Annotated in this window: 30 protein-coding genes; 16 read left to right on the forward strand and 14 right to left on the reverse strand. The window is 59.0% G+C overall.

Annotated elements, in window-relative coordinates:
* Positions 1-480 precede the first annotated feature (480 nt).
* Complete coding sequence (locus tag ACN9MO_RS30720; RefSeq protein ID WP_244495646.1) at positions 481-921, reverse strand: hypothetical protein; 441 nt, start codon at positions 919-921, stop codon at positions 481-483.
* A gap of 529 nt (positions 922-1,450) precedes the next feature.
* Here ACN9MO_RS30720 and copM point away from each other — a divergent pair.
* A complete protein-coding gene (gene copM, locus ACN9MO_RS30725) occupies positions 1,451-1,876 on the forward strand; it encodes a CopM family metallochaperone (protein ID WP_192495808.1) in 426 nt (141 codons plus the stop codon).
* A gap of 51 nt (positions 1,877-1,927) precedes the next feature.
* On the opposite strand, the gene ACN9MO_RS30730 is transcribed toward copM, so the two are convergent.
* The 5 genes from ACN9MO_RS30730 to ACN9MO_RS30750 form a co-directional block, all read right to left on the reverse strand.
* Complete coding sequence (locus ACN9MO_RS30730) at positions 1,928-2,416, reverse strand: SRPBCC family protein (RefSeq protein ID WP_425989036.1); 489 nt, start codon at positions 2,414-2,416, stop codon at positions 1,928-1,930.
* Positions 2,413-2,625, reverse strand: coding sequence for a DUF2933 domain-containing protein (locus ACN9MO_RS30735; RefSeq protein ID WP_057251613.1), 213 nt, complete (start codon positions 2,623-2,625; stop codon positions 2,413-2,415). The genes ACN9MO_RS30730 and ACN9MO_RS30735 overlap by 4 nt, the downstream gene beginning before the upstream one ends.
* Positions 2,622-4,844 (reverse strand): copper-transporting P-type ATPase, encoded by a 2,223-nt coding sequence (locus ACN9MO_RS30740; RefSeq protein ID WP_425989038.1) that lies wholly within the window; start codon positions 4,842-4,844, stop codon positions 2,622-2,624. Before ACN9MO_RS30740 ends, ACN9MO_RS30735 begins: the two co-directional genes overlap by 4 nt.
* A gap of 78 nt (positions 4,845-4,922) precedes the next feature.
* The gene (locus tag ACN9MO_RS30745) at positions 4,923-6,377 is read right to left on the reverse strand and encodes a multicopper oxidase domain-containing protein (protein WP_113738038.1); all 1,455 of its coding nucleotides are present in this window, start codon (positions 6,375-6,377) and stop codon (positions 4,923-4,925) included.
* 99 nt (positions 6,378-6,476) lie between these two features.
* Positions 6,477-6,839, reverse strand: coding sequence for a hypothetical protein (locus tag ACN9MO_RS30750; RefSeq protein WP_156414661.1), 363 nt, complete (start codon positions 6,837-6,839; stop codon positions 6,477-6,479).
* Positions 6,840-6,958: 119 nt separating this feature from the next.
* On the opposite strand from ACN9MO_RS30750, the gene ACN9MO_RS30755 reads away from it, so the two are divergent.
* The 4 genes from ACN9MO_RS30755 to ACN9MO_RS30770 all read left to right on the forward strand — a co-directional run bounded on the left by ACN9MO_RS30755 (position 6,959) and on the right by ACN9MO_RS30770 (position 9,250).
* The gene (locus ACN9MO_RS30755; RefSeq protein ID WP_057251610.1) at positions 6,959-7,522 is read left to right on the forward strand and encodes a cytochrome c; all 564 of its coding nucleotides are present in this window, start codon (positions 6,959-6,961) and stop codon (positions 7,520-7,522) included.
* A 426-nt stretch (positions 7,523-7,948) separates the two neighbouring features.
* Entirely contained in the window at positions 7,949-8,110 is a 162-nt protein-coding gene (locus tag ACN9MO_RS30760; protein WP_156414656.1) for a hypothetical protein, read from the forward strand.
* A complete protein-coding gene (locus tag ACN9MO_RS30765) occupies positions 8,107-8,766 on the forward strand; it encodes a hypothetical protein (RefSeq protein ID WP_057251544.1) in 660 nt (219 codons plus the stop codon). Before ACN9MO_RS30760 ends, ACN9MO_RS30765 begins: the two co-directional genes overlap by 4 nt.
* 55 nt (positions 8,767-8,821) lie before the next feature.
* Positions 8,822-9,250: a DUF2721 domain-containing protein gene (locus ACN9MO_RS30770; protein ID WP_425989043.1), complete on the forward strand. Its 429-nt coding sequence runs from the start codon at positions 8,822-8,824 to the stop codon at positions 9,248-9,250.
* 561 nt (positions 9,251-9,811) lie between these two features.
* On the opposite strand, the gene ACN9MO_RS30775 is transcribed toward ACN9MO_RS30770, so the two are convergent.
* Entirely contained in the window at positions 9,812-10,501 is a 690-nt protein-coding gene (locus tag ACN9MO_RS30775) for a Crp/Fnr family transcriptional regulator (protein WP_425989317.1), read from the reverse strand.
* A 265-nt stretch (positions 10,502-10,766) separates the two neighbouring features.
* On the opposite strand from ACN9MO_RS30775, the gene ACN9MO_RS30780 reads away from it, so the two are divergent.
* From ACN9MO_RS30780 to ACN9MO_RS30810, 7 genes are all read left to right on the forward strand, one after another.
* Positions 10,767-11,585, forward strand: a complete 819-nt coding sequence (locus tag ACN9MO_RS30780) for an acid phosphatase (RefSeq protein ID WP_425989045.1) — start codon at positions 10,767-10,769, stop codon at positions 11,583-11,585.
* 72 nt (positions 11,586-11,657) lie between these two features.
* Entirely contained in the window at positions 11,658-11,990 is a 333-nt protein-coding gene (locus ACN9MO_RS30785; RefSeq protein WP_425989320.1) for a YcgJ family protein, read from the forward strand.
* Positions 11,991-12,032: 42 nt separating this feature from the next.
* Positions 12,033-12,824, forward strand: a complete 792-nt coding sequence (locus ACN9MO_RS30790) for a hypothetical protein (RefSeq protein WP_113737295.1) — start codon at positions 12,033-12,035, stop codon at positions 12,822-12,824.
* A gap of 193 nt (positions 12,825-13,017) precedes the next feature.
* Entirely contained in the window at positions 13,018-13,809 is a 792-nt protein-coding gene (locus tag ACN9MO_RS30795; RefSeq protein ID WP_425989048.1) for a transporter, read from the forward strand.
* 420 nt (positions 13,810-14,229) lie between these two features.
* Positions 14,230-15,291, forward strand: a complete 1,062-nt coding sequence (locus ACN9MO_RS30800; protein WP_425989051.1) for a DUF1254 domain-containing protein — start codon at positions 14,230-14,232, stop codon at positions 15,289-15,291.
* 406 nt (positions 15,292-15,697) lie between these two features.
* Positions 15,698-16,924, forward strand: a complete 1,227-nt coding sequence (locus ACN9MO_RS30805; protein ID WP_425989053.1) for a hypothetical protein — start codon at positions 15,698-15,700, stop codon at positions 16,922-16,924.
* Between the two features lie 422 nt (positions 16,925-17,346).
* Complete coding sequence (locus ACN9MO_RS30810; protein WP_309239089.1) at positions 17,347-17,586, forward strand: hypothetical protein; 240 nt, start codon at positions 17,347-17,349, stop codon at positions 17,584-17,586.
* 508 nt (positions 17,587-18,094) lie between these two features.
* Here the strand turns inward: ACN9MO_RS30810 and ACN9MO_RS30815 are convergent.
* Complete coding sequence (locus tag ACN9MO_RS30815) at positions 18,095-18,316, reverse strand: hypothetical protein (RefSeq protein ID WP_057252211.1); 222 nt, start codon at positions 18,314-18,316, stop codon at positions 18,095-18,097.
* A gap of 515 nt (positions 18,317-18,831) precedes the next feature.
* Here ACN9MO_RS30815 and ACN9MO_RS30820 point away from each other — a divergent pair.
* Positions 18,832-18,990: a hypothetical protein gene (locus tag ACN9MO_RS30820; RefSeq protein ID WP_218374310.1), complete on the forward strand. Its 159-nt coding sequence runs from the start codon at positions 18,832-18,834 to the stop codon at positions 18,988-18,990.
* A 402-nt stretch (positions 18,991-19,392) separates the two neighbouring features.
* On the opposite strand, the gene ACN9MO_RS30825 is transcribed toward ACN9MO_RS30820, so the two are convergent.
* The 5 genes from ACN9MO_RS30825 to ACN9MO_RS30845 form a co-directional block, all read right to left on the reverse strand.
* Positions 19,393-19,638, reverse strand: coding sequence for a hypothetical protein (locus tag ACN9MO_RS30825; protein WP_113737298.1), 246 nt, complete (start codon positions 19,636-19,638; stop codon positions 19,393-19,395).
* Between the two features lie 642 nt (positions 19,639-20,280).
* Entirely contained in the window at positions 20,281-20,844 is a 564-nt protein-coding gene (gene petA / locus ACN9MO_RS30830) for a ubiquinol-cytochrome c reductase iron-sulfur subunit (protein WP_218374317.1), read from the reverse strand.
* A 164-nt stretch (positions 20,845-21,008) separates the two neighbouring features.
* Positions 21,009-21,215, reverse strand: coding sequence for a hypothetical protein (locus tag ACN9MO_RS30835; protein WP_375374156.1), 207 nt, complete (start codon positions 21,213-21,215; stop codon positions 21,009-21,011).
* Between the two features lie 328 nt (positions 21,216-21,543).
* Complete coding sequence (gene groL, locus ACN9MO_RS30840; protein WP_057252216.1) at positions 21,544-23,172, reverse strand: chaperonin GroEL; 1,629 nt, start codon at positions 23,170-23,172, stop codon at positions 21,544-21,546.
* A 55-nt stretch (positions 23,173-23,227) separates the two neighbouring features.
* Positions 23,228-23,542, reverse strand: coding sequence for a co-chaperone GroES (locus tag ACN9MO_RS30845; protein ID WP_057252225.1), 315 nt, complete (start codon positions 23,540-23,542; stop codon positions 23,228-23,230).
* Between ACN9MO_RS30845 and ACN9MO_RS30850 the strand changes: the two genes are divergently transcribed.
* The 3 genes from ACN9MO_RS30850 to ACN9MO_RS30860 all read left to right on the forward strand — a co-directional run bounded on the left by ACN9MO_RS30850 (position 23,522) and on the right by ACN9MO_RS30860 (position 24,973).
* Complete coding sequence (locus tag ACN9MO_RS30850) at positions 23,522-23,704, forward strand: hypothetical protein (RefSeq protein ID WP_162770959.1); 183 nt, start codon at positions 23,522-23,524, stop codon at positions 23,702-23,704. The genes ACN9MO_RS30845 and ACN9MO_RS30850 overlap by 21 nt on opposite strands.
* A gap of 198 nt (positions 23,705-23,902) precedes the next feature.
* Positions 23,903-24,364: an Hsp20 family protein gene (locus tag ACN9MO_RS30855; RefSeq protein ID WP_425989060.1), complete on the forward strand. Its 462-nt coding sequence runs from the start codon at positions 23,903-23,905 to the stop codon at positions 24,362-24,364.
* A gap of 99 nt (positions 24,365-24,463) precedes the next feature.
* Entirely contained in the window at positions 24,464-24,973 is a 510-nt protein-coding gene (locus ACN9MO_RS30860; RefSeq protein ID WP_057252218.1) for an Hsp20/alpha crystallin family protein, read from the forward strand.
* A gap of 242 nt (positions 24,974-25,215) precedes the next feature.
* Here ACN9MO_RS30860 and ACN9MO_RS30865 read toward each other — a convergent pair whose 3' ends face one another.
* Entirely contained in the window at positions 25,216-25,518 is a 303-nt protein-coding gene (locus tag ACN9MO_RS30865; RefSeq protein WP_218374308.1) for a hypothetical protein, read from the reverse strand.
* Positions 25,519-25,633 lie beyond the last annotated feature (115 nt).

Below are 25,633 nucleotides of genomic sequence, written 5' to 3' on the forward strand. Positions count from 1 at the left end.
CTTGGGACGGTCAATCGCGACCACACCGGAGCGTTTCATGCTAGCGACAGCCAGGCGGTGGCGCGCGGGAGATCGGTTGCGGACGGGATCGCAGAAAACGACAGGCACCGGAGCGTAATCGTAACAGTTGAAAGGGCAGGTGGCCCGGTTTTGGCGCGTGTAACTGCGACGAAGGCCATGCCCCCTTGGCAGTCTGCAAGCTCGAAGTTCGAACACGCTTGGCGGGAACTGTCCGGCTTGGATTCCAGCCAACTCCGAGGGATTGCGCCCGCGTTTTCAGGGAGGAAGGAAGGTTTGGACGACGAGCCGGTCCTTAAAGACTATCTCGGCGAACGGGAGAAGGCGGACTATTGGCTGGCGATCGACGCTGACGACTTCGTACCGCAATACAATGCCGACTGCATGCATTCCGTACTTGGGTCATCGTCGGCCCGTCCTATTGGGGCCCGGAAGCGATCCGCCTTGGAGCGGTTACGATCCTTACAGGGAGTGTGACGAACGAGGCAAGTGTGCTCCCACTTGCCGTTTTACTTTTGGGTGTTGACGACGAGTTTGCAGCGATGCCGTCTTGCAAAACGTGCCCCAGCTGTTCAAGCGAACTCGTTGCTCTGATTGCTTGCGCGTCCCCGCAAGCGCGGCCACGAAGAGTACGGCAAGCCCAATGTACAAGGCGACGTTCAGCCCGGTGCGCCCGTACATTCCACCCATCGTCGCCAGCATGATGATGCCCATCGGAGCTACCATCGTCAGCGCCATGTAGGCCGTATTGAGATTGTTCCGGAAATCCGCCCAGCCGTCGATCATCGAGAACATGACGAAGTACATCACGATCAGGCTGAGAACCATGTTGACCGTGAACATGATGTAGTTGTGCGTCGCCCCGTCATGATGCTGCATCGGCGGCCTGTGTTGATTCACCATGGTGATCCTCCGCTCATTGTTCCGGCCATCCTCGAAACCGTGCGGCCGCTCGTAGGTACCATCACGGGCGTACGTCGCGGGACATCCACAACCAGACGATCCGCAAACGCCCGTTTCGGCGCGGAACTTTTGATCGGCAGACGGATTGTAGGCTCGAAGGGAACGCGCCCCATGCCTGCCTTCCGAGTTTCACTCCAGGTCATCTTAATCGGTGCACTCTGCCTTGGGATTCTCAGTCTGCACGGCACACTGGGCGCCACCGTTCATGTCGGACGCCATTGCCCCTCCGTCACGGAGCCTAACCATCACGCTTCCGACTTCGCCTCGCCGCCGGGCTGCTGCACAAAATCTCAGTGCTGTGCGGTTCTGGTGGATTGCGTGCGTGCGGCGAAGATCCACCCCCCGCATCTTCGCAGCCCGCTTGCAGTGCAGGCGAAGGCGTTCCTGCTCGTCCGGGTGCTTCATCCTCCGCCCAAGACCAGCACTCTCCCGATCTGAAACACACGTCCTTCCGAACATGGAGAGTACAATGAACAGCTTGCTTAAGCTCATAGTCGCCGGGACGGCCATACCAGCCATCCTTCTCGCAGCGACCGAAACGGCGTCGGCTCAGATGGCGATGCCGGACGCATGCAAATCGGCATCTTCGATGAGTGGCGACATGAAGATGCCAGGCGGCATGCAGACCGGCGAAATGGCCGACCATCAGAAAGCAATGATGGAGTCCATGCAGAAAATGCACCCGGCCATGATGCAGGGAATGATGGCGAAGGATCCTGATGTCGCGTTCGTCTGCGGCATGATCGGCCATCACATGGGCGCGATCAGCATGTCCGAGGTCGAGCTGAAATACGGTGATGACGAGCAGGCCAAGTCCATGGCCCAGAAGATCATCGACGCTCAGAAGAAGGAAATCGAGGAGATGAGCGCCTGGGTCAAGGAACACGCCAAGTGAGGCCTCGCTAGCTTTGTCGGGAGGATACCGAGAGAGGCATCCTCCCGTTGGTCACTGCCGGAACCTGCTGGCGGCGTCCCGGGCCATCCGCGTGACGCACCAGCGTGCATAAATGCGCCCGAGGAGCGGGCCGATAATTCTGCCCGCCACCGTTGCCGGATCGTCGTAGTTGATGAATACCCGTAGCCGGGAGCCACCACCGGATCCATGGATCTCGAATCCCATCCTATAGGCTCCGATGACAAGGAGGTCCGGCCGTCCCAGCGTCTCCCAGACCTTGCTGACCGGAGGCCGGTGTTCGACAATCACCTCGTCCACGGTGAGCTCCAGTCCGAGCACCCTGCCTCGCATCGAGATGCGGGATCCGACAGCGCGTCCGGCAGAATCGTCGAGCGAGTATGACATCCGTCCGCCGAGCATCATCATCGACGGCTTCCCCATGTGTGAACCGAGGGCGGCCTGGTCATCGAGGAAGTCGAAAAGCGTCTCGGGGGAAGCTGCAACATCGGTGACGGATTCTGCCGAGCGAATGTAGCTCATGTGATGTCCCCCGGCTCCGTCGGGTGGCTTCCACGGTCATGGCGATGCCCGCCGTGCCCATGCCCATGGAAGAGATGCATCAACGGGCACGGCAGCAACAGATAGGGCGTGAGACCCAACACGTGCTGCCAGTGCTCGCGAAGAACGAAGACCGCGGTAATCACCGCGAGCGAAGCGGCGAAGAAAGTCCATCTGCGATCCCACATCATATCCGTGCGCTCCTCAATCTCAGGGCATTGCCAATCACGCTGACGGACGAAAGCGCCATGGCGGCCGCCGCGATGATCGGCGAAAGCAGCAGCCCGAAAGCCGGGTAGAGCACTCCCGCAGCTACAGGTACGCCTGCAGCGTTGTAGATGAAGGCGAAGAACAGGTTCTGCCGGATGTTCGCCATGGTCGCATGGCTGAGGCGCCGTGCACGCACGATGCCTTGCAGATCGCCCTTCAGCAGCGTGACGCCCGCACTTTCGATCGCGACATCGGTCCCGGTTCCCATGGCGACGCCGACGTCGGCGGCGGCAAGGGCTGGGGCGTCGTTGACGCCGTCACCCGCCATGGCGACGATCCTGCCTTCCTTACGCAGTCGGGCGACGATCTCACTCTTGTGCTCGGGCAAGACTTCCGCCTCGACCTCCGTGATCCCCAGCTTGCGAGCGACGGCGCTGGCGGTGGTGCTGTTGTCACCGGTGAGCATGACCACGCGGACGCCGTCCTTGATTAGCGCTTCCACCGCAGCCGGTGTCGTGGCCTTGATTGGATCGGAAATCGCAAACAGACCGCCCAGGCGGCCGTTGATCGCCGCGAAGATCACGGTTGCTCCCTCGCCACGCAGTTCTTCCGCCTTTTGCGAGAGAGCAGAGACGTCCACCTTCTCCTCCGACATGATCCGGTGGCTGCCGATGATCAGCCTGCGACCGTCGACGATACCCATCACGCCCTTGCCGACCGGACTGTCGAAGTCTTCGGCAGACCCGAGGTCCAGGCCGCGCTCGTTGGCGGCATCGACGATGGCGCTTGCGAGCGGATGTTCGCTCGGCCGTTCCAAGGTGGCGGCCAGTCGCAGCAAGTCGGCTTCAGATACGCCGCTCACGGCGACGATTTCGGTGACCTTCGGCTTGCCCTCGGTGAGCGTTCCCGTCTTGTCGACCACCAGCGTGTCGACCTTCTCGAAGCGTTCGAGGGCTTCGGCGTTCTTGATCAGCACGCCGACACTCGCGCCCTTGCCGACACCGACCATGATCGACATCGGCGTGGCAAGACCGAGCGCGCAGGGGCAGGCGATGATGAGCACGGCCACTGCGGCGACCAGTCCGTGCGCGAACCGCGGCTCCGGTCCGATCATCATCCACGTCGCGAAGGCAATGACGGCAATCACGATGACGACCGGAACGAACCAGCCGGAGACCTCGTCGGCGAGCCGCTGGATCGGGGCGCGGGAGCGCTGCGCCTCGGCGACCATGTGGACGATCCGGGACAGCATGGTGTCGCGGCCGACCTTGCCCGCCTCCATGATGAAGCCGCCCGTCCGGTTCATAGTGCCGCCGATCAGTTTTGCCCCGACCTCTTTGGTGACGGGCATCGACTCCCCGGTGATCATGGATTCATCGATCGAACTGCGTCCTTCGAGGAGAGTACCGTCGACCGGAACCTTCTCGCCAGGGCGAACGCGCAGCTTGTCGCCAACGACGACGGTCTCGAGCTCCACGTCCTCGTCGGTGCCATCGCTGCGGATGCGGCGGGCCGTCTTCGGCGCGAGATCGAGAAGCGCCCTGATCGCCCCGCCCGTCTGCTCGCGCGCCTGCAGCTCAAGAACCTGCCCGAGCAGCACCAGCACGGTGATGACGGCGGCCGCCTCGAAGTAGATCGCGACCGCTCCTTCGCTGGATCGGAATGTTTCCGGAAACAGGCCTGGGGCAACGGTTGCGACGACGCTGTAGACCCAGGCGACGCCCGTTCCCATGGCGATCAGCGTAAACATGTTGAGGTGCCGGGTGACGAGTGATTGCCAGGCCCGCTGGAAGAAGGGAGCGCCTGCCCAAAGGACGACCGGGGTCGCCAGGATGAGTTGGATCCAGTTCGACGTCTGTGCGCCGAGCAGCATGTGCAGATTGGTGAGATGACCACCCATCTCGAGCGCCAGCACGGGCAATGTCAGAACCAGGCCGATCCAGAGCCGTCGCCGCATGTCGACAAGCTCCGGGCTTGGACCCATGTCGGCCGTGACGACCTCGGGCTCGAGTGTCATGCCACAAATCGGGCAGTTGCCGGGGCCAATCTGGCGCACCTGGGGATGCATGGGGCAGGTGTAGATCACGCCATCCTGCTGTGAGCCCAGCGTGCCTGGGGCTTCGGCAGTCCTCGCGTTCTGATTGGCGTGGCGGTGATGGTCGTGACCTTCATGTACGTGGTGATGCTTATGTTCGTCCATGTGATTTCTCCGTAACGGTACCCGCCTCCAACAGAGCTAGCGTCCAGCCACCCAATAAGCGGGCCGGACGTCTCTTGTTTATGCGTAAGCGACGAAGGACATCATTCCCGATGCCATGTGATAGAGGTGATGGCAGTGGAGCGGCCAACGGCCCGGATTGTTTGCGTCGAACACTACGCTCACGCTCCCCATCGGTGGCACAACAACGGTATCCCTCACGGCGCCGCCGATTGCCTTTCCGTTGATGTCGACCACCTGGAAGTGGTGCCCGTGCAAATGCATCGGATGGGACATCATCGACATGTTGCGCATGACGATCTCGATCCTTTCACCTTGGCGAACGCCAAGGTTGTCGCCGCCCTCGATCCGCCAGTCGTAGCCGCTCATGCTGCCCATAAGCGTCAATTCAAACCGACGGTCGGCGGCACGGACGGCAAGCGGCGCGGCTGCTGCGAGCCGCGTTTCGAGGTCGAGCCCGACGATTGGACCGGAATCCTCTCCACGCGCTGCGATCCTGGCGATCGTGGCGCCCGTCGGCGCAAGGATGACCCCTGCGCGATGCTCAGTGCGCTCGCGCAGCGCCAGGATTGGATGGGCTTTGGCGGACTTCGGAAGTTCAAGCCGGATATCGAGCCGCTGTCCCATGGAGATCGGGAAGCGTGTCCCTAGAACCGGCTGCACCGGCTGTCCGTCGACGGCGATCAACTGTCCGGTGAGCGTGCCCGTGTCGATCGTGAAGGCGGTGGCCGTCGCGCCATTGATGATGCGCAGGCGGACGCGTCCGCCGCTCTCGACGGTGAAGACTTCAGGGTCGTCGAGCGTCCGGTCGTTGGCGAGATAGGCATCGTACTCGATGTCGTTCAGATCCATGGCGGCCATGCCTGGCATCGCCATGCCGGACATGTGGCCCTGCATGCTGGACGCCATGCCCTGCACCATCGCACTGTGGTCCATCCCGTGACCGCCCGATGATCCCTTCAGCTTGGCGTGCAGTTCTTCGGCAGGCGTGAAGGAGAAGTCGTGGAGCAGGATGACCACTTCCTGCTCGTCGCGCTGCCTGTCGTCGGCCGTCCGCACGATCAGGGGCGCGGCAAGCAGGTTCTGCTCCTGGAGCGTATGCGCATGCATCCAGTGCGTGCCGCCGGAGCCGACCGGAAACGTGTAGCGCCGGGTTTCCTTCGCTTTCAGAAGCGCTGCGGGATTGTCCGGGACTCCGTCCATATTCCATGGCGGCGCAAGTCCGTGCCAGTGGATGAGCGTCGCTTCGCCGCCTTGATTTGAAAGGGTGACGTCGAACGCAAGCTCCGCGTCGAGCGTCAGCCCGACAGCGCCATCCGGCTGAAGGAGCCCAAGCACGTCGGCGGCTTTGCCGTTCACCTCGATCACGCGCTTCGTGATCGCAAGGTTGCGGGTGCCCGCGCTTGATGTTGCTATGCTGGCCTCAGCCCAGCTTGTGTTTGGATGTAGGGCGGCGCCCGATGCGGCGACCACGACGCCCGACATCAGCCCGCCCAGGAATTCACGGCGTTTCATATCCATTGACCTCTCGTTCCGTGCCGGTCGATGCCGGCGAAAATCACACCACGCGGGTGCGATCGTGGAAGACCGCCGTCAAACGACGGCTGGTCCGGCTCATCCGGCGGATCGAGGAGGGCCGATGGCGGGTCGCGAAATGATGCCGTTGATGGGGGGGTGGGGTGTGAGGTCCCGGCGACCGCCGGACTTCAGGGTGACTTCGCCGAAGATCGGAGCCGGGAACAACGCATGGCACAGGCTGCAGATGCGCTTGCAGCACGCTTTCTGGTCGTCTGTTTCTTTCTCGGCGTGGAGATCGGCTTTCACCTGCGGGGAAACGACATGTTCACTGCCCGCAATGTGTGGCCCGCATTCGATGGGGGTCGCCTCAGCCTTCGGCACGGCCAGAAACAGAAGAGCGACCAAGATGGCCAGCAATTCTGTTGTGCGTTTCCGGACGGTCTGGCTGACGGCGATCATGTTTTCGTCCGACACCTCGTGCTGTATTGACGACCACAGTGCGCGATCCTGGCAATCTCGCCTTGACCTTGATCAAACGCCGACAAGAGCGCGGCTCTCAATGAGAGGATTGCATCCGAATGTGTCCGAAGGTTGTAAAATGGTGCGGCCTTATTGTCGCTGCGATCGTGGCAGCGGGCTTTTCGACCACGACGGCCCAGAGAGCGGAAATCGACGTCGTTCGCCAAAGGCAGCAGGACATGAAGGCGATGGCCGCTGCCGCCAAGAACATCGATGCCATGTTCAAGGGGACACTGCCCTACGATGCGAAGGCTTTCAAAGCCGCCACCGAAACCATCAGGGCACATTCCGGCGAAAAGCTGTCGGTCCTGTTCGAAGGCTCCGTCACCGCCGAAGGTTCCAAGGCCAGCGCCGGCATCGAAGCGGAGCGACCGAAGTTCGACAAACTGGCTGCCGATCTCGGAACTTATGCCGCGGCGCTCTCAGTCGCGGCCGATCGCAACCCGGATGTTCTCGCTCTCGACATGCGAATGCAGGGCAGTGATGCGAAGATGGGCGGGCCGCTCGCCAAGAGAAACCCGGACGTGCCCGACCCGAAGACCATGCCCGCCGAGCACGCTTTCCATCTGATGCTGCAAATTTGCACCTCCTGCCACGCCAAGTTTCGCGTCCTAGCCGAGTAGCACAAGTCACTCTGCCACGGTGCAGGCCGCTATCCACCCCTGATGGGATCTCAAGGCGGTAGATTCGTGGTTGGCTTCGGTCATTTTGTTCGCATCGAAATCTGGGCAGCATCCTGAAGTGCACACTCCAATCTCAGTACCGCAGTTAATGCGTCGTGAGGAGCCGCGCTAGGAGAATTGCTTCCATGCTGATTCCCTAAAGGGCAATATCTGCGCCCGCTAGTACAGTGTAGAATACATATGGAAGAGTGGAGATGCCCTCGTTCGGCAAGTCGAGAGGCAAATATGCGCGCCACCAAGCGCCATGTTCTGTCCATTTTGCTGGGTCACAACTTGGAGCTCTCCGAATTGTCTCTCTTTTTGCCTTGACACGTCTTTCAACCAACGTGGCCATCTACGCGGAGGCCCTTGAGGGAGGCATCAGAAATGAGACGAACTGCAAAAATCTTCACAGAGGCGGCTGCCGTCGCCGGCAGCCTGCTGGCGAGTACCGCGACAATGCACGCGCAGGAGACCCGGAAACCCAACATCCTCTTCATCATGGGTGACGACAGCATGTCCCAAGGTCCGCAGACGGCGCAGCGATGAGCGATGTCATCCAAGCAGGCCGTGACGAACCACGCTGGCCTCCGGTGGTGGCGATCCTTGCGGTATTCGCCTTCTTGGAGGTGCTGCCGCATCACGTCTATGCCATGCCGCGATGGATCTCGTACGTGGTTCTGGTAGCAGCTATCGTTCCAATGGTCCAAGTAACGCTATCGACCGGCAACGCTGTGTGGCTACGGATCGAGCACGTCGCCGTCATGCTGCTTGCCAGCGTCTACGCGGGGAATACGGCGGCGGAACTCGGAGATATGGTCGGGATCATCACCGTGCACCCTCCCGAGACGCGCTCAGTGTCGCTCTTGACGTCGTCATTTACCATTTGGGTCACCAACGTTCTCACCTTCTCGCTACTCTACTGGCAGATCGACGCGGGTGGCCCGTCGCGCATCGCGCGTGGGATGGCGGGAAGACCCGACTGGCTGTTTCCCCAGGCGTCGGCTCCCGAACTAGCGCCGCCAGACTGGCGGCCGCTCTACGTCGATTACCTGTCGTTGGCGTTCAATACGGCGACCGCTTTCAGTCCTACCGACGTGCTGCCACTCACCCGGCGTGCGAAGGGGCTGATGATGCTCGAAAGTGCCATTTCACTGCTGACACTCGTGCTCGTGGCTGCGCGTGCAGTCAATGTCATTCCGTAGCGCCTCCACGGCGCCGCGGTCGTCCATTCGTGCCGTACCGATCGAAGGTGCCCGTATGTCAGTCGAAGCCGATCAGCTTTCAACGATGATCAATCACGCGGTCGCGCCGGCGTTCATGCTGAATGGCGTCGCGGCGATGGTGGCGGTCCTGGTCAATCGGATTTCCGGCGTAACCGAGCGGATCAGAAACCTCCGCGAGATCGACGAGGGTGACGTCGCCCGAGCCCCGCTGAAGAAGGGAATCGGGGAACTGAGGCGGCGTGAACGCCTCTTGAACAGCGCATTGTACCTGGCGTTGCTAGCCGGAATCGGCGTGACGCTTCTGCTCCTCTTCGGCTTCGTCGTAGCCTTTTTTGGATACCGTCACGAACCGGGCGCCGCCGTGCTATTCGTTGCGGCACTCTGCTTCCTGGCGGGGTCGCTCTTCCGATTCCTACAGGACATCCGGCTGTCGCAAGGTGAACACGACGACCGTCAGTTGTGATGATCGCCGAACAGCTCAAGACGCTCGCGCCCCTTAGAAGTGGAAGGCCCCCCTATGATCGGGCCCTGCTGGACGGGGTCGAAGACAAACCCGTCGTTCTCAATGCGCGGTATCCGGCCAGCGCTGGCGGCAAGCACGTTGGGGAGCTTATCCCCGGGTGCGCCCGCCGCCTCGTGTTGAGAGTGGTAAGGACGGAGTTCGCATGCCTCTCGACAAGACTGGCCGCGGGTTTGATTCTACTCAAGGCGAGGAATAGGAGGATATCCTGACTGGGCGGCATGGTGCCGGCTTCCGTCGTCTCAGTCGGCTGGAGAGTTCGAGTTACTGCCCATGATCTGAATGCCCAGGAACCGAGCGTCCTAATTGGGGCCGACGGCCGACTGTCCGCTACTAGAACAACAACACAAAAAGCGGACATCGGAACCCTTGCTGCAAGGTCCGGTATTAGGCCCGAGGCCTGACAGGACCCACTGATCTTCCTGCGAAGGCGGACATCATACTCGATGTCCTTGGAGGGGCGGACCTTACAATCAAACATTGAGCGTCAACTACCATTGGAGGTCAGTCGACGAGATCCTCATCGGCGCATCGTCGCAACGCCGGAGCGTTCGTGATCGTTATGATTCGATAACCGATATCGACCCATCCGGCTTGCGCAAAGAGCTTGATCGCGCTGTTGACCTGCTTGCGCGAGGCGTTCGCCATGATACCGAGACTTTCCTGCGAAACGGAGACTGACGCACCTGATTTCCACGACATGCGATGCAGGACCGAGGCCACTCTGGAGTTCGCGTTCTTTCTTTGCAGATCGTGCACGACACGCAGCAGGACGTCCGACGACAGGATCGACATGACCCCGAAAGCCCGAATGATTTTCGGGTCGGCCGCTGCCATCTTCTCCATTACATCCAGTGGAACGTGCATGACCCAGGTTTCGGTTCGGGCACACAGTTCGATTCGCCTTGGCTCACCGGTCATGAAACTGTCTTCGCCCGTCCATCCACCGGGCAAAGCGATATGGATCAGACGCGGCATCGAATCGAGCGGCGCCGTGTCCACGGTCACCGTCCCCGATACCAGCCCGTAGACGCCTCCCGGCGGATCGCCTGGCCGAAATATGATCTGGCCCGGAGCGAACTTGAGAAGCAATGCATTCTGCAGCAAACGCGCCCTGAAGGCTTCGGACATGTGAGCCAGCCAGCCGTCGCCGCATATGATGCGCTCTGCTGCATCTCGAGACATGCGTACCATTTTTTCCCTCAACTGTCCGGTTTGACACAGTGTTTCAAGGAAAACCTATGTACGAAACTTTCAGATTTGGCAAAGCAATGTGGCGAAAATGGAAAATGAAACTATTGATCATTTCGGTTGATAATTAGCTCTTGCTTACTTGACTAAGAACTCTGTTAACCTTGTGATTTCTGCAGTTTATTGCCTGATAATTAGCCTTAGAATTTTCAAGGTATTCGACGATATGCTTTCGCTAGTTTTTAATAGATTATTATGGAGACCTCATATGCTGAAAAGTATCCATAAATCTGCCCTGTTATCGGTGATTGTTTTTGTCGGATGTGGCATAGGCCTAGCTGGTGCGGAAAGTGCATCCCAGCCGGAAATTACCGATCCTCATTTTCAGTTGGCGCCGGGTTATCTCGCGAAAAAGGACTTGCCCGACAGCCTTGCACTGCTCGGCCCGCCGCCGGCGGTCGGCAGCGCGGCGCTTGCGCGTGACGAGGAGTTCAGAGCCGCAACCCTACCGCTGCGTGGTACGCCGCGCTGGGATCTGGCCCGCGCAGACGCTGATCTGCAATTTCCGCAGCCGGCGAAAAACTTCTCCTGCGCGATGGGTGTCGATATCGATGAGGAAAAGACCCCTCATCTGCATCGCTTGATGCAGAAGGTGCTGACCGATGCAGGCCTGTCGACGTATGGGGTGAAGAATACCTACAATCGCACTCGTCCATTCGTGGTCCACAACGAAGGCACCTGCTATCCCGATCAGGAGCCGCTGCTGCGTACCGACGGCTCGTATCCCTCGGGCCATACGGCGGCTGGCTGGGCCTGGGCGCTGGTGTTGAGCGAAATCAACCCGGAACGCGCCGACATCCTGATGAAACGCGGCATGGAATTCGGCCAGAGCCGCGTCATTTGCGATGCACATTGGCAGAGCGACGTCGATGCGGGACGCATCATGGGTGCGGCGACAGTCGCAAAACTCCATAACAATGCAGAGTTCATCTCGGATGTCGCGGCGGCACGCGAAGAATTGAAGACTGCCGGGGCCGTCGAGGCATCAAGCTGCGTTGCGGAAGAAGCCGCTCTGTCCGCGCGATAAGACGATAGGTCCTGTTCTCGGCAAACAACCGCAATACGGTGATCCCCATGCAAGCAAGAAAAAGCCTCCTGCCTGTCGCGGGACTACTGGCTGCAGTCGTATGCGTCATCCGTTTCGGCGGCGGACGCGCTACTCTCACCGGAGAAGGGCGTGCTCTGTGACCACTACATGTGCGCCGACAATAGGGGCGTTTCGAGCCGGTTGACGCAAAAGCACGTTGGCAAGCAGGCTGCAATCAAGCTGTTTTCAGAAGGTGATTTCGACCGGACGGAGTTCACGTTTGCCAATGGCATCTTCTGCGACGTCAAAGAGCGGCTATGCCGCGAAGGCAGATACTTTGATGCGGACGGCAAGCGAAGTGGTGCAATCAGCAAGTCGTACACGCGTCTCCTGTTTTGCCGGTGAACATTCCTTCGCCGGCGGGCGTCAGCCGTCAATGAGGAGAAAATGAAGCTCTTTTCAGTATGCTCAATTGTATTCGCATCGGGTTTGACGCTTTCGCCTTCGGCGAAGGCTGCGGATAAGCAGTTCCTGCCATTCCAACCCGAAGCCGACAGCGAGACCGCGTCCGGCTGGCAGTTCAATGCCAGCCCGTATTTCTGGGCTGCCGGTATCGACGGCACCGTCGGGCAGTTTGGCCTTCCGCCGGCGAGCGTGACGTCCGACTTCGGCGATATACTCAAGGATCTGGATTTCGCCTTTATGGGCGTGGCAGAGGGTAGATATGATCGCTTCAGCGTTTTCAGCGACGTGATCTACACGAAACTCTCTGCGGGTGACCACAGCCCCGCCGGGGTTTTGACGAACAAGATCGGTGTGACGTCCCAGACGTTTTCGGGCCTGGTTGGAGGCGGCTACAGCCTGCTGACCAATGGCCGGAGCCATCTGGACGTGATTGCCGGGGGGCGCCTGTGGTACGCGAGCACCAAGGTATCTTTCAGCGGCGGCGTCCTCGATGGCGTAAGCCGCGAAGACAACGCCACCTGGGTCGACGTGGTCGCAGGTTTCCGTGGAACGTATTTCATCACGGATCAATTCTACCTCACGGGCTGGGGAAATGTCGGCGCCGGGCAGGCCGATCTTGATTGGGACGTCGCAGGTGCCATCGGCTACCAAATTAAGGATAGCATTTCGGCGGTGGCCGGATATCGCGCGATGGGCGTCGATTACAGCTCCGACGGCTTTGACTATGACGTCGTGCAGAAAGGCCCGATACTGGGGTTGGTTTTCCATTTTTAGACACAATGCAACGGCGTCTCCGTGCGCGAACGCCTGGCGTTGCAGCTTATCTGACGTATTGGCCGTACGTTCACTGTAACGGCCGGATGTTTTGTGCGCGTTAAATCCAATTAATGCGATTGATTTCAAATTTATGAGAAAAGTTGAGATGAGAACATCAAGCAGCAGCCGGACGATTTCAATAAAGGGTTTCATGAAACCGAAATCGCTCCTGCTTCTTATCGCGGCGGCCGGCCTGCCCGGTACGGCTGCCGCAGAGGACGCCGATCTTGCCAAGCAGTTGTCGAATCCGGTGGCCTCGCTGATCAGCGTTCCGTTCCAGTTCAACTATGACAAAGGCTATAGTCCCCCCGACGGCGGCAAATCGCTTCTGAACATCCAGCCGGTCATTCCGTTCTCGATCAACGAAGACTGGAATGTTATTTCCCGCACGGTTGTTCCGGTCATCTCACAGCACGATATCGCGGGGAGATCGGGCAGCCAGTTCGGTCTCGGCGATATTGTGCAGAGCTTCTTCTTTTCACCCAAACAGCCGACCGCCGGTGGGATAATCTGGGGCGCCGGGCCCGCCTTTCTGCTGCCTACGGGAACCGATCCGCTTCTGAGCGCAGAGAAATGGGGGCTCGGCCCGACAGGGGTCGTGTTGAAACAGGAGGGCCCCTGGACCTATGGCGCGCTGGGCAATCACATCTGGTCTGTCGCCGGTGACAGCAAGCGGTCGGACATCAGCTCCACATTCCTGCAACCTTTTATCTCCTATACAACGCAGAACGCCTGGACGATCGGGCTCGATACGGAGAGCACTTATGACTGGAAAGGCGACCAGTGGAGCGTGCCTGTCAACTTTACGGTATCGAAGCTCGCGGTGATCGGTAAGCAACCGGTAAGTTTCTCGGTCGGCGCACGCTACTGGGCTGCTGCACCCGATAACGGTCCGGACGGTTGGGGCATTCGTGCCGGCATCACTTTTCTCTTCCCCAAATAGTACGCCATCCGTTCTCGATGGGACCGTTCAAAGCCGTCGCAATACGAAAGCCGTGGGGCGATTGCTGACCAAGACTACTGAAGAAACCAAGCATCCCAAACGATGCGTTCGGCGTCCGCCCATGACATACGAGTTATTTTTCTATCCTCAATTGTCCTATTTGACCCAGTTCATTGCTTGAAGGCTATGTATCAACTTTCACGCTGGAACAAAGAGACCACGAGACACGGAGGTATCGGTCGCTCAGCGAAAATCTCAAAGTGATAAAGTCATCTGGATCCAAGAATGTTGCTCGCGTGGTTTGCACCTTGCAGCCGGCCGTCATTGCGGCGGGTCATCTCTTGTTTTCCTTTCATCGCCATTGAATTGCTCGGCCATCCGCAGGTGGCCTTCCAGGATTGCATATCGAGGAGCTATTGTATGCCGCAGAAATTCTACCGCCTGGCTGTGTTCTCGGCCGTCGTATTGGTTGGTCATGGCATTGGCATGACCGGTGCCGGTGTGGCATTTGCCGAGTCGACAGACAGCAAAATGCCGGTCACCGTTGACACTTTCGTCCGCGCCGAGACCGACCGGTACCTCGCAGTCAATGCAAAGGACATAGGCGGACTGGGCAAGTTCAAGCATTCTCGGGAGCCCGTACCGATCGATAAGCAAACGGTCATCCGTATGAACCGGGATACGCTTTATTCGTTTGCTGTATTTGATCTTGCCAGCGGGCCGGTAACACTCTCGCTGCCTGACGCGGGCAAGCGCTATATGTCGATGATGGTCGTCGATCAGGATCAATACCTGCCGATCGTCGCCTACGGGACGGAGCCGGTTGAGTTGAGTCAGAAATCGGTTGGCACCAGATATGCCTTCGTCGCTGTGCGTACGCTGGTCGATCCCAACGATCCGAAGGACCTCGACGAGGTCCACAGGCTTCAGGACGCCATCAAGGTCAGTCAGAAGGAGACAGGGGAGCTCGACCTTCCAAACTGGGATGAAGGCGACCTCACAGACATCCGCGATGGGCTGCTCACGCTCGCAAAACATCAGACGTCGTATCACGGTTCCTTTGGAGCCCGCGGCCAGGTCGAACCGATCCAGCACTTGATTGGCACAGCCTCCGGATGGGGTGGAATTCCGGAAAAGGACGCCATGTACCCAAGTTTCACTCCCACGGAAAACGATGGCAAGACGGTCTACACTCTCGAATTGCCGAAGACCGTGCCGGTGAAGGCTTTCTGGTCGATCAGCGTCTACAACGAAAAAGGCTTCTTCGAGAAAAACGCCTATAACGCCTATTCAATCAACGACATCACCGCGGAGAAGAGTGCGGACGGTTCGGTGAAAGTCCAGTTTGGCGGCTGTGACGGCAAAATCCCAAACTGCCTGCCGATCGTTGAGGGTTGGAATTACACCGTACGGCTTTATCGTCCAGAGCAATCCATCCTCAGTGGTCAGTGGAAGCTCCCAGAGGCCAAGCCCTTAAACTGAGCCTCATCGGTAAACGCCACGTCGCGCGATGTTTTCCCTCTATTCCTTCTCGTCACGTGGGAGCGCGGCTTGCTAATGCGTTGGAGGTTCGATCGACTGTTTTGAGTGCGGGTGAGCTTTCACGCTTAGCCGCACCCAGCTCAGTCTGGAGTCTCTATCGACGAGTTGACGCTATCTGGGCGGAGGAACTGGATTAGCGAACGGCAAGGCCGGCCAGTCGGCCTGCCGTCGCGGCACATCGGGCGTAGCCGTAGGAGTGCGCTCCATTAACGGGACGGGTAGGTAGATTTGAGCGCGCGATGGACGCCTCTTTTCCAGGCCGGGAGACGAGATCTCCGCAAGCCGAGACAAGTACAGTTTGGATCCAAATAGGTTCTCAGATCATATTCAAGAAGTGGCTTGGTAGATGAACGAGATTGCTGCTCCGGCTCCAGCGAAAGTGAATGAGGAAGCGCCTTCACCACGCCCCGATCCCGCTCCAAGTGAGTTTCTAGCCTATCACGGCGGACCTTTCTTCGAGTTGCAGGGGCATCTGAAATTGCTCCGGCAGAACGCGCTTCGCGTCGAATCTCGCGCGGCCTTGTTCGTTGCCTTGGCTTGGGGTGTTCCTTTCCTGCTCGGCTTGCCGCGCAGTTTCTCCGTGGAACACGGGAAAGGAGCCTATCTTACCGACTTTGGAGTGTGGGCGAAGTTTTTCATCGGGATCGGTGCTTTTGTCCTGGCCGAGTACCATGTCGAAAAAGGTTTGAAAGCGACGCTGTCCCAGCTCACGCGTGCATCAGTCATTGCCCCGACGTCAATTCCGGTCGCCGCAGCTATAGTGGCCTCGGCGCTTCGTCAGCGCGATTCTCGGGGAGCGGAACTTGCTTGCCTGACCATGGCGGTTTTCGCCACGACCCTTTCCTATCTCAATTTTCATACAGTCGAGGTATCCTCCTGGGCGGTAGAGCATTCGCTTGATGGCAACAGAGTTACGCTTGCCGGCTGGTGGTCGATCTGCTTTAGCCTGCCATTGTTCGTCTTCCTCTTTCTACGGGGCGCATGGCGACATTTGGTGTGGGCGCGCATGCTCCGCAAGCTCGCGAAACTCGATCTCCGCCTGATTGCAACCCATCCCGACGGCAAGGGCGGATTGGCGTTCCTGGGTGAGTATCCGAACGCCTATGCCATTTTCGTCTTCGGGATGAGCTGCGCGATCGCCGCGGCAGCCGCGAAGTACAGCCATCACGACGACCTCTCCATGACCACGTTAAGTATGGTCATGAGCGGTTGGCTCGCGATCGTCATCAGCTTCTTCGCCTATCCATTGTCCGCCTTCACCGTCCCGCTGCTTCGTTTAAAGGAGCAAGGTCTGTCCTTGCTGGGCGCGCAGGCCACGCAATATTATCGCTCGGCCGAGCGGAAAGCCGTGGGCCGGAACGTCTTTTCGGATCCCACACCCGAGCCGGACACGGAACTGTCGGATCCGGGGAAGCTCTACGAGGCGACGCGCAAGCTCTCGACGTTCCTCGTCAACCGGGCCGCCGTGGTCCCCGTCGCCGCGGCAGCGCTTATTCCGTTCGCTGTAGTGGGCGCATCGAAACTGCCATACAAGGCCGTCCTGTCCGTCCTGAAGAAACTGCTGCTTCTATGAATCGCTATGCTATCCTATGAGCACAGCGGACCGGATAGGGATTTCCCCGCAACTGAGCAGCAAGCACACGACGGAATTGCGCTTCGGGGAATGCGATCATCGTCGGCGACGATAGCGCCTATGGCGGCTCGGGGACCATATGTTCGTCTTCAAGTCGGCGCTAGATTCACCAGTTTCCTGTGTCCGCTTCTGGCGGCGCAATCCAGTCGCCTGACCTTGCCGCTAGCGACGTCTGCTTTCTGGAAGCGGCCAAGCAAGTCTCTACGGCAGAGATGGCGGCGCAATGCTGCCGTTCGCAAACTTATGCGTGGAACTCGCCTTAGGGGCGGACAGATTCGTGCTCCCACGAGCCCTGCACGGCTTGTTGCCGTTTACAGCTTCAAGGTTTGATCATGGGGGTCGCATGTCTTGCCGATACGCTGATGCAGAAGGGTATTTTATCGCATAGCGACCTTTCAGCGGCACTCGGCGAAGCCGAAAACAGGATCGAGAAAAGTGATGACCGTAAGCTTTCCGATGCGAACCGAGCGGCTACGATTTTCCCCATTCGCGTCTTGCTGCTTGCGAACCAGGCAAGTCAAAGCGGACGTAAACTTTCCATTTTCCGAGTATGCGGAATTGGTAGCGAAATTGACATAGACGAGTCCGGAGCCGGCAAGTGATCCTAAAAAACGGCCGCCACCCCGATGTAGCCGCGAAGCGCTGGCAATGACCGCCCAAAGATCCGAGATCGGACTCGGATCGAGGGCCCGGGGCGCGCAGCGGCAAAATTCTGACGTGTTAGAGCTTGAAAACCGGCGACGGTCCAGCCGTAGATGGCGCCGTCTGTGAAGTCGAACGCTCAGATGGAAGGCCCTGGATTCTACCCGTTTCGGATCTGGGGCCTTTTCTTTTATCGCCCAGTGGCTTCAATTCCCGATGAGGGACTTTAGTCGCTCGCGCTGATCCTTGTCTCGGGTCTATATGAGCGTATGGTGGACAACGGATCGTCAGCTGGATGCCGCGTAGGGCGTCGTCCTGCTCGTCCGATGTCATTTCGCGGATTTCCCAGTCACCTTTGCGCCAGCGTCGCCAGTGGAACTTCCCGTCCCTGCTGGCTTGATGCCATGCGGTCCAGCCAAGTACTCCCATCAAAAGGTCCTGAACAGTGCTCCGCGTGGCAGCCACGATTTAGGCTTCAGCAATAATGATGTCGTCGCGGATCAGCCTCGCCAGCTCGTCTTCGTCGGTCACGCCGAATTCATACCAGTCGATCAGAGATTTGGCAGTTCGACCACCTTCCTGACTATCGGCGCGATGACCGCGCTCGTCGCACCAGTCTCGCAAGATCCGGCGAAGCACGACAATCGTTTCTGAGGTCACCGCCGATTTTGGCCAATCCGTCTTCCACATTGCCACCGCCCCTCTGAACAAGAACCCTATGCGGACTCTGGCCGGACTCACAAGCTGTGAAATCAAGAGCTTTCTAAGGCTGGGCCACGGCCCGAAGATACTGCTATTCACCGCCCCTCAATGCGCTTGAACCTCCGCACCTGTACGGAGGTTCAAGCCATGCGCGCGAATGAAAATGGAGGAATTGCGCGGCAATAAAACCAGCACGATCTCATCTTTAACTTGTGCTTTCCTGGTGCGCAATTTCAAGTATATGATTGCAATTGCTCGTCACGAAATCAATAAGATTTTATGGACAGTAACTAATCAATTAGGGCTACTCTGGACAGCCGCGTGGATCGGCGTCCGCCGAAACGCCGTTTAGAGACCACCGGGAAGAGCTCGAGAAGGTGGTGAGATCCGAGGCAATGGCGGTCGTCGGAGCGAAACTGCCCAGATGGGCGGCGAAATCAGTAGGCGTAAGTCTCACTCAAGCAGAATGGAATATAACCCCTCAATCTTTAGGGGGCCAGGCGATGACATACGTGTTTGAAGTGGTCGACGAAGCGGGTGTGGTTCGCAACTACGTCGCCAAGTTCATGCGTCGGGAAGCGGATAAGTTGGTCGTAGACTTCCGCGGGCTTCAGATGCGGTTCGCAATCTCACATATCCGCGACTGGTGCGCCGTCGAATAATGCAGCATCGCTCCGTTCTGAACCGCCAGGGGTCTAAAATATTGCCGAGCCGAGGAAGGATTATAGGTCTCATAGCGGAAAGTGACGTTCACATCGACGGACTGAGTATACCCCCGGGGTTCTACTCGGCGACGGTGAGAACATCTCGTTCCTGTCAGCAGTGGAAGAAAGCGCCGGAGACCACGTATGAACTCCATCTGAACGCCCGCGACCTTAGAGCGGTCCGCGGTTTCATCGGAGATGAACGCGGCGCAAGCATGGATGCGACAACCGCCGTCCAAAAGGGATATTTCACCATCGCCTGATGCGAGGTTGCGCCCTTCGGTCAATGGGTATGTTGCCGATCACGCAAGTCAAGTCACCAGCCAGGGAAGTTGCTCTCTTGCTTCCGGTGACGCCCGCTCATCCAAAGCTTTCTCCATCCGAGGTCTCGCTCGCAAGATCGTGGAGGGCTTGGGCCTCCTTTGAGGCATACTCCGCAGACAGAATGATGGTGAGAAACGCAGCTCGGGCAATGTCCTTTTTCGAAGCACTTGGGTGCCTTGCCTTGACGGCCTCAATCAGGGCCTTTGGCTTCATACTCAGGACTGCCAGTTCCTTGATCGTTTCGGAGATGGTTTCGGTCTCGCGAAGCTTCGTTTCTCCCATCGGTACCCCATGTGTTGACGTGCAACACTCATATCCTCGGTACATGAGAGATTTGTGATTTCAGCCTGCTGGACGGGTGGTCGGATATGGCTAAATAAGTGTTGGCCGTCGTCGCGAGATCTCATTGTCGGTGTACGCCGTCCATCTGCCATATCGCTCGTCATCGGTGGTGAACGGAGGCTCGGATGGGCTCCCCGGAAATCGACAAGGACGGACATCTGCTGCCTGTCACGGTGAGAGCCGACTGTGTCGAGCCGTTGACCTCGCAGTCCTAAGCCACGCTTGCTTTTTCAACGTCGATCAATGAGAAACCCCTAAAATTAGATGGAACAAAGATAGTCAGAGTCCAGAACGAAGGCGCAACCATGCCGATAACGACGGCAAGGGCGGTCACAACAAAAAGTCGAGTGAATAAGGAAGGAATACCGACATGAGGCCAGTCGCAAAGGGCAGCCAACCAGCCGTCGTGAAAATAGCGTTGCCCTTTGTGGTTCGATCACGTATTAGCCGCCTGAGTGACCTTCCCGAGCCTGTCCCTGATGTGCAGCGATTTGGGGCAACAGAACCGTCGCGGCGTCCCGCGGAATAACCGGATCTGCGACTCGGCAAACGTGATGGTCGCGATTGTTGCCCTTGCGCGGCTTATCCGATCCGGACAACAGATTCGGAGATGAACTCGACGCGGGGGATCGCGAGGTTCTCCGGTGCAGGCCCCTTGCGGACGCGACCGGCAGTATCATAGTGCGATCCGTGGCACGGGCAGAACCAGCCTCCGAAATCACCCGCCTGCCCTAGAGGCAGGCAGCCGAGATGCGTGCAAACCCCGATCATCACGATCCACTTCTCCTTCCCCTCCCCGGCAGAGCGGGCAACATCGGTCGCGTGCTGATCATCGGCAAGGTTGGCATTCCGAGCCAAGGGGTCCTTGAGATCGTCAAGCGCGGTCGCCCTTGCCGCCCCGATCTCCCTCTGGGTGCGGTTGCGAATGAAAACCGGGCGACCGCGCCATTTGACGGTCAGTGACATACCCTCGACGAGCGTAGATACGTCCACCTCGATAGAGGCCATCGCGCGCGTCGACGCGTCAGGACGCATCTGATCGATGAATGGCCAGGAGGCGGCCCCAACACCCACTACCCCTGCCATGGCTGTCACCAGATAGAGAAAATCGCGTCGGGTGGGTTCTCGCGTCTCATCCATAGCCATCATGCTGCGGCCCTGCCAAGCCTTGCTCGCCCTGGGGGATAGGGGAGACAAGCAGTTCTCCCGGCAACCTCCGAGGTGCCCAGATGTAACATGGCTCACAATTTTACATCGCCATCGTGAGTATTGGAACGTCGGAACTTGTGACCCCAGGCGGTCCTTCAAAGTTACCCAATCTCGTCGGCGTCCGCGACGACGTGATGATTGGTGAGGATATAGCCTCTGCCGGCGTCAACAATGACGCTGGAGCCTGCGCTCAGCCGCTGTTGCTGCTCAGGCAGGTTGAAATAGCGACGGAAGAAGGGATCGTTGTAAAGAGGATTGGTTTCGGCGGAAGCGCGAATGTTGACGATCGCCGGCGTGACGTCCTCCAAGACATCAGCGGGCGAGGGTTGAGTGCCGCCGACATCGCCGACTGCGGCCGCGCCGCGGGAAGCGGCGCAGGTATGAGGACGAGTGAGGCGAATACGCCAACGTATTTCGACGAACGCGTGGTCATTTTTGGGCCCGAACTCTTAAGTTCCTCCTTCGGTGCAGGGGGCGGGCCCTCGGGGCCAGTCTCATCGGAGCCACGATTTTGGCTCCTGCCAAACCAGCACCAGTTCGACAAACGTCGCGCCGATTCAAGCGCAATGCATCTCTTACTTCACAAGTCTATCCAAAGCCCACGCCCCGTTGGGGGGCGCGGACCTATCATTGCAGTCAGAAGTCCATGCCGGCTGCCGGCATCGGCGGGAGCGGTACATCCGTCTTCGGCTTCTCGGCGACCATGGCCTCGGTGGTGATCAGCAGGCCGGCGACCGAGGCGGCGTCCTGCAGCGCGGTGCGAACGACCTTGACCGGGTCGATCACGCCCTGATCGTAAAGATCACCGAACTCGTTCGTTTGCGCGTTCCAGCCATAGCCAAATTCGGTCTTCTCGCGCAGCTTGCCGACAATGATCGAGCCTTCGGCACCCGCGTTCTCGGCGATCTGGCGCACCGGCGCCTCGATCGCGCGGCGAACAAGGTCGATGCCGTGCCTCTGGTCGGCATTCTCGGTCTGCGTGTTGTCCAGTGCCTTGACGGCCCTCAGCAAAGCGACGCCTCCGCCGGGCAACACGCCCTCCTCGACGGCCGCCCGCGTGGCATGCATGGCGTCGTCGACGCGGTCCTTGCGTTCCTTCACCTCAACCTCGGTTGAGCCGCCGACGCGGATGACGGCGACGCCGCCGGCAAGCTTGGCCAGCCGCTCCTGCAACTTCTCGCGATCGTAGTCCGACGTGGTTTCCTCGATCTGCGCCTTGATCTGCGAAACGCGGCCCTCAATCTCTGTCTTCGAGCCAGCGCCATCGACGATCGTCGTGTTTTCCTTCTCGACGACGACCTTCTTGGCGCGGCCAAGCATATTGAGGGTCACGTTCTCGAGCTTGATGCCCAGATCTTCAGAGATCGCAGTTCCGCCAGTGAGGATCGCGATGTCCTCCAGCATCGCTTTGCGGCGGTCGCCGAAGCCCGGCGCTTTGACGGCAGCCACCTTCAGGCCGCCGCGCAGCTTGTTGACAACAAGCGTCGCCAGCGCCTCGCCTTCGACATCCTCGGCGATAATCAACAGCGGCTTTCCAGATTGAACGACCGCTTCGAGAACCGGCAGCAATGTCTGCAGGTTCGATAGCTTCTTTTCGTGGATCAGGATGTAGGGTTCCTCGAACTCAACCCGCATCTTATCCGGGTTGGTGACGAAATACGGCGAGAGATAACCGCGATCGAACTGCATGCCTTCGACGACTTCCAGCTCCGTCACCGCGGTCTTGGCTTCCTCGACGGTGATCACCCCTTCGTTGCCGACCTTTTCCATCGCTTCTGCGAGGAAGCGGCCAATCTCGGTGTCGCCATTGGCCGAGATGGTGCCAACCTGGGCGATCTCGTCGTTCCTGGTGACTTTGCGGGCGTTCCGCCGCAGTTCCTCGACCACAGCTTCGACAGCTTTGTCGATACCGCGCTTGAGATCCATCGGGTTCATGCCCGACGCCACGGCCTTCGCCCCTTCCTTGACGATCGCCTGGGCGAGAACGGTTGCGGTGGTGGTGCCGTCACCAGCGATGTCGCTTGTCTTCGAGGCAACCTCCCGCACCATTTGCGCGCCCATATTCTCGAACTTGTCCTCAAGCTCGATCTCCTTGGCGACAGTGACGCCGTCCTTGGTGATGCGGGGCGCGCCGTATGACTTGTCGATCACCACGTTACGGCCCTTCGGACCGAGCGTAACCTTGACGGCATTGGCGAGGATGTCGACGCCGCGCAGCATCCTTTCGCGGGCGTCGGAATGAAATTTCACTTCCTTGGCAGCCATTTTTCTACTCCTTCCTCAGTCAGCATTCCTTGTCTGACATAGGTCCGAATCGGCGCTACGCCGCATTTCTCGCTGCGGCGTCGACCTCCATTACGCCCATCACGTCAGATTCCTTCATGATCAGGACATCCTCGCCATTGAGCTTGATCTCGGTGCCCGACCATTTGCCGAACAGGACGCGATCACCCACTTTCACTTCGAGCGGTCGCAGCTGCCCGCTTTCATCGCGCGCACCAGGGCCAGCGGCAACGACCTCACCTTCCTGTGGCTTTTCCTTTGCCGTATCTGGGATGATGATACCGCCGGCCGTTTTTTCCTCGGCCCCGATGCGGCGAACCAGGATACGGTCATGCAAGGGACGGAACGTCATTTCGCTCTCCTCATCGACAACCAGATTTTTCAACAAGTGTTCCGCGCCGCATTCGGAGCGAAGCCGACGCGGGACGCCGAGCCTTTCGGCATCGCGCGCATTTCGATCTGGTTCCTGTTTTTTGAGTTTCAAGAGAGGACCAAAAATTTTTTAGCACTCTAGCCTGTTGAGTGCTAACAGCCTGAATTCAGGAGAGTATTTCACGTCGCCGGCGGTTTGGAGGGTATGGCTGCCTCTTGACGCAAGGCATCATGATCCCCACCTTATTCTTGTCGACGCCCAAGTGGGTTGACACTAGTCAGGGAGCCCAAGCTTCTTGGCGCTCCCTCGTACCTATGTTGCTCTACGGAGGATATAGCTATGAGAACAAACCCCGACTTTTCCCCCTTCTACAGGTCGAGCGTCGGCTTCGATCGCCTCTTCGACCTGCTGGAAAACGCCAGCCTCAACGCTGACAACTGGCCACCCTATAACATCGCCAAACTTGGCGAAGATGCATACCGCATTGCCATCGCGGTGGCGGGTTTTGCAGAGCACGAACTGACGATCACCCATGAATCGAACATGCTAGTAGTCAACGGTGCGAAGTCCGAGGATGAGGAGGTACAGTACCTCCACCACGGCCTCGCTCTAAGGCCGTTTGCGCGCAAATTTGAGCTCGCCGATCACGTGATCGTCGAGGGCGCAAAGCTCGAAAATGGCCTGCTCGTCATCGATCTCAAGAAGGAAATACCCGAGGAGATGAAACCGCGTCGGATCGCCATCCACACCGAGATGGCGAAGCCAGCTTCGAAGCAGATCGAAGGCGACAAAGCAGCCTAGCGCGGGCGCTCGCTGTTCGACCCTCGCCAGTTGCCGAAACGCCGAAGGAAAGAAGTTGCGCCCAAAAGGAGGCAAAGAAACCGAAGAAAGGATGAAGTCATGAATGTACGTGACCTGATCCCGTGGAGCCGTGGCAGCAGCCAGCTCCCGAGCAGCTATCGCGGTGATGAGATGGATCCATTTCTGTCGCTGCATCGCAATGTCAACCGTCTGTTCGACGAAGTCTTCCGCGGCTTCGCCCCGCCATCGTCGTTCGGTGGGCCATCGCCCTTCCGTGGTTCGTGGCCGCACGTGGAGATCGAGGAGAATGACAACGAGATCCGTGTGCTAGCGGAGGTTCCGGGCATCGATCCAGACGACATCGAAGTGCTGTTGGACGACGGCATGCTGACACTTCGCGGCGAAAGCAAATCAGAAACCGAGGACAAGGATCGCCGGTTCAGCGAACGCTACTACGGGCGCTTCGAACGGCGACTGTCCCTCGGCGGCCAGGTCGAGGAGGGCAGGGTCGCCGCAAACTTCAAGAACGGTCTGCTCACCGTGACACTACCGAAGACAGAAAAGGCGCGAGCCAACGTCAAGCGGATCACCATCGACAGCACCAAATAATCTCGACCGCTATAAAGCCAGCCGGGTGCGGACGTGCCCGGCTGGTTATTCGCGTCGTGGAGCAAGTGAGCACCCAGCCAGCCAGAGGTCTACTTTGCGCCACATCTGGGCCTTCGCGGTCAGATTGCGGCGAAGCACACTCCGGCAGGCGGCGGACAGAAGCAAGCACTCGGCGAGGGATTAAGCGCACGAGCGATTGATGCACAACCGGGAGATCCTAACTGAAGTGCATCCCGCCGGTTTTAGGGTAGGGGTTCATCGTCGCAGGCTTGAAGCAGGGTCGGCGCGTCGACATCGACCACGTCGATCGTCGTGTTGCCGCTGTCGATCATCGCCTTGATCTTGGCGATCTCGCCACCGTACTCCTGCTCGGAGACCGGACGACCGGTTTCTTCCGCATAGGCGCTGAACACCGCCTTGCGCTGCGCTTCCTGATAAGCCCCGCCGAAACTCATCACCGAAAGCGGTTCGGTGGCGATCGCCGCGCCGGCCGCCGAACCACAGGCAAGCGTCGTCGCTGCCAGAAACATGCGTTGTCTGAACATGGAAATTCCTCTCTGGAGACAGATTTGACGTACCCGTCGCAGTGCCCGTCTTGCTTGCCGGCTATGAGGAAAGCCTATGTTGCGACATGCTGCGGCGCAAATAAGTAGGTATCAT

Source organism: Ensifer sp. R-19 (assembly GCF_049905105.1).
Lineage (GTDB): Bacteria > Pseudomonadota > Alphaproteobacteria > Rhizobiales > Rhizobiaceae > Ensifer.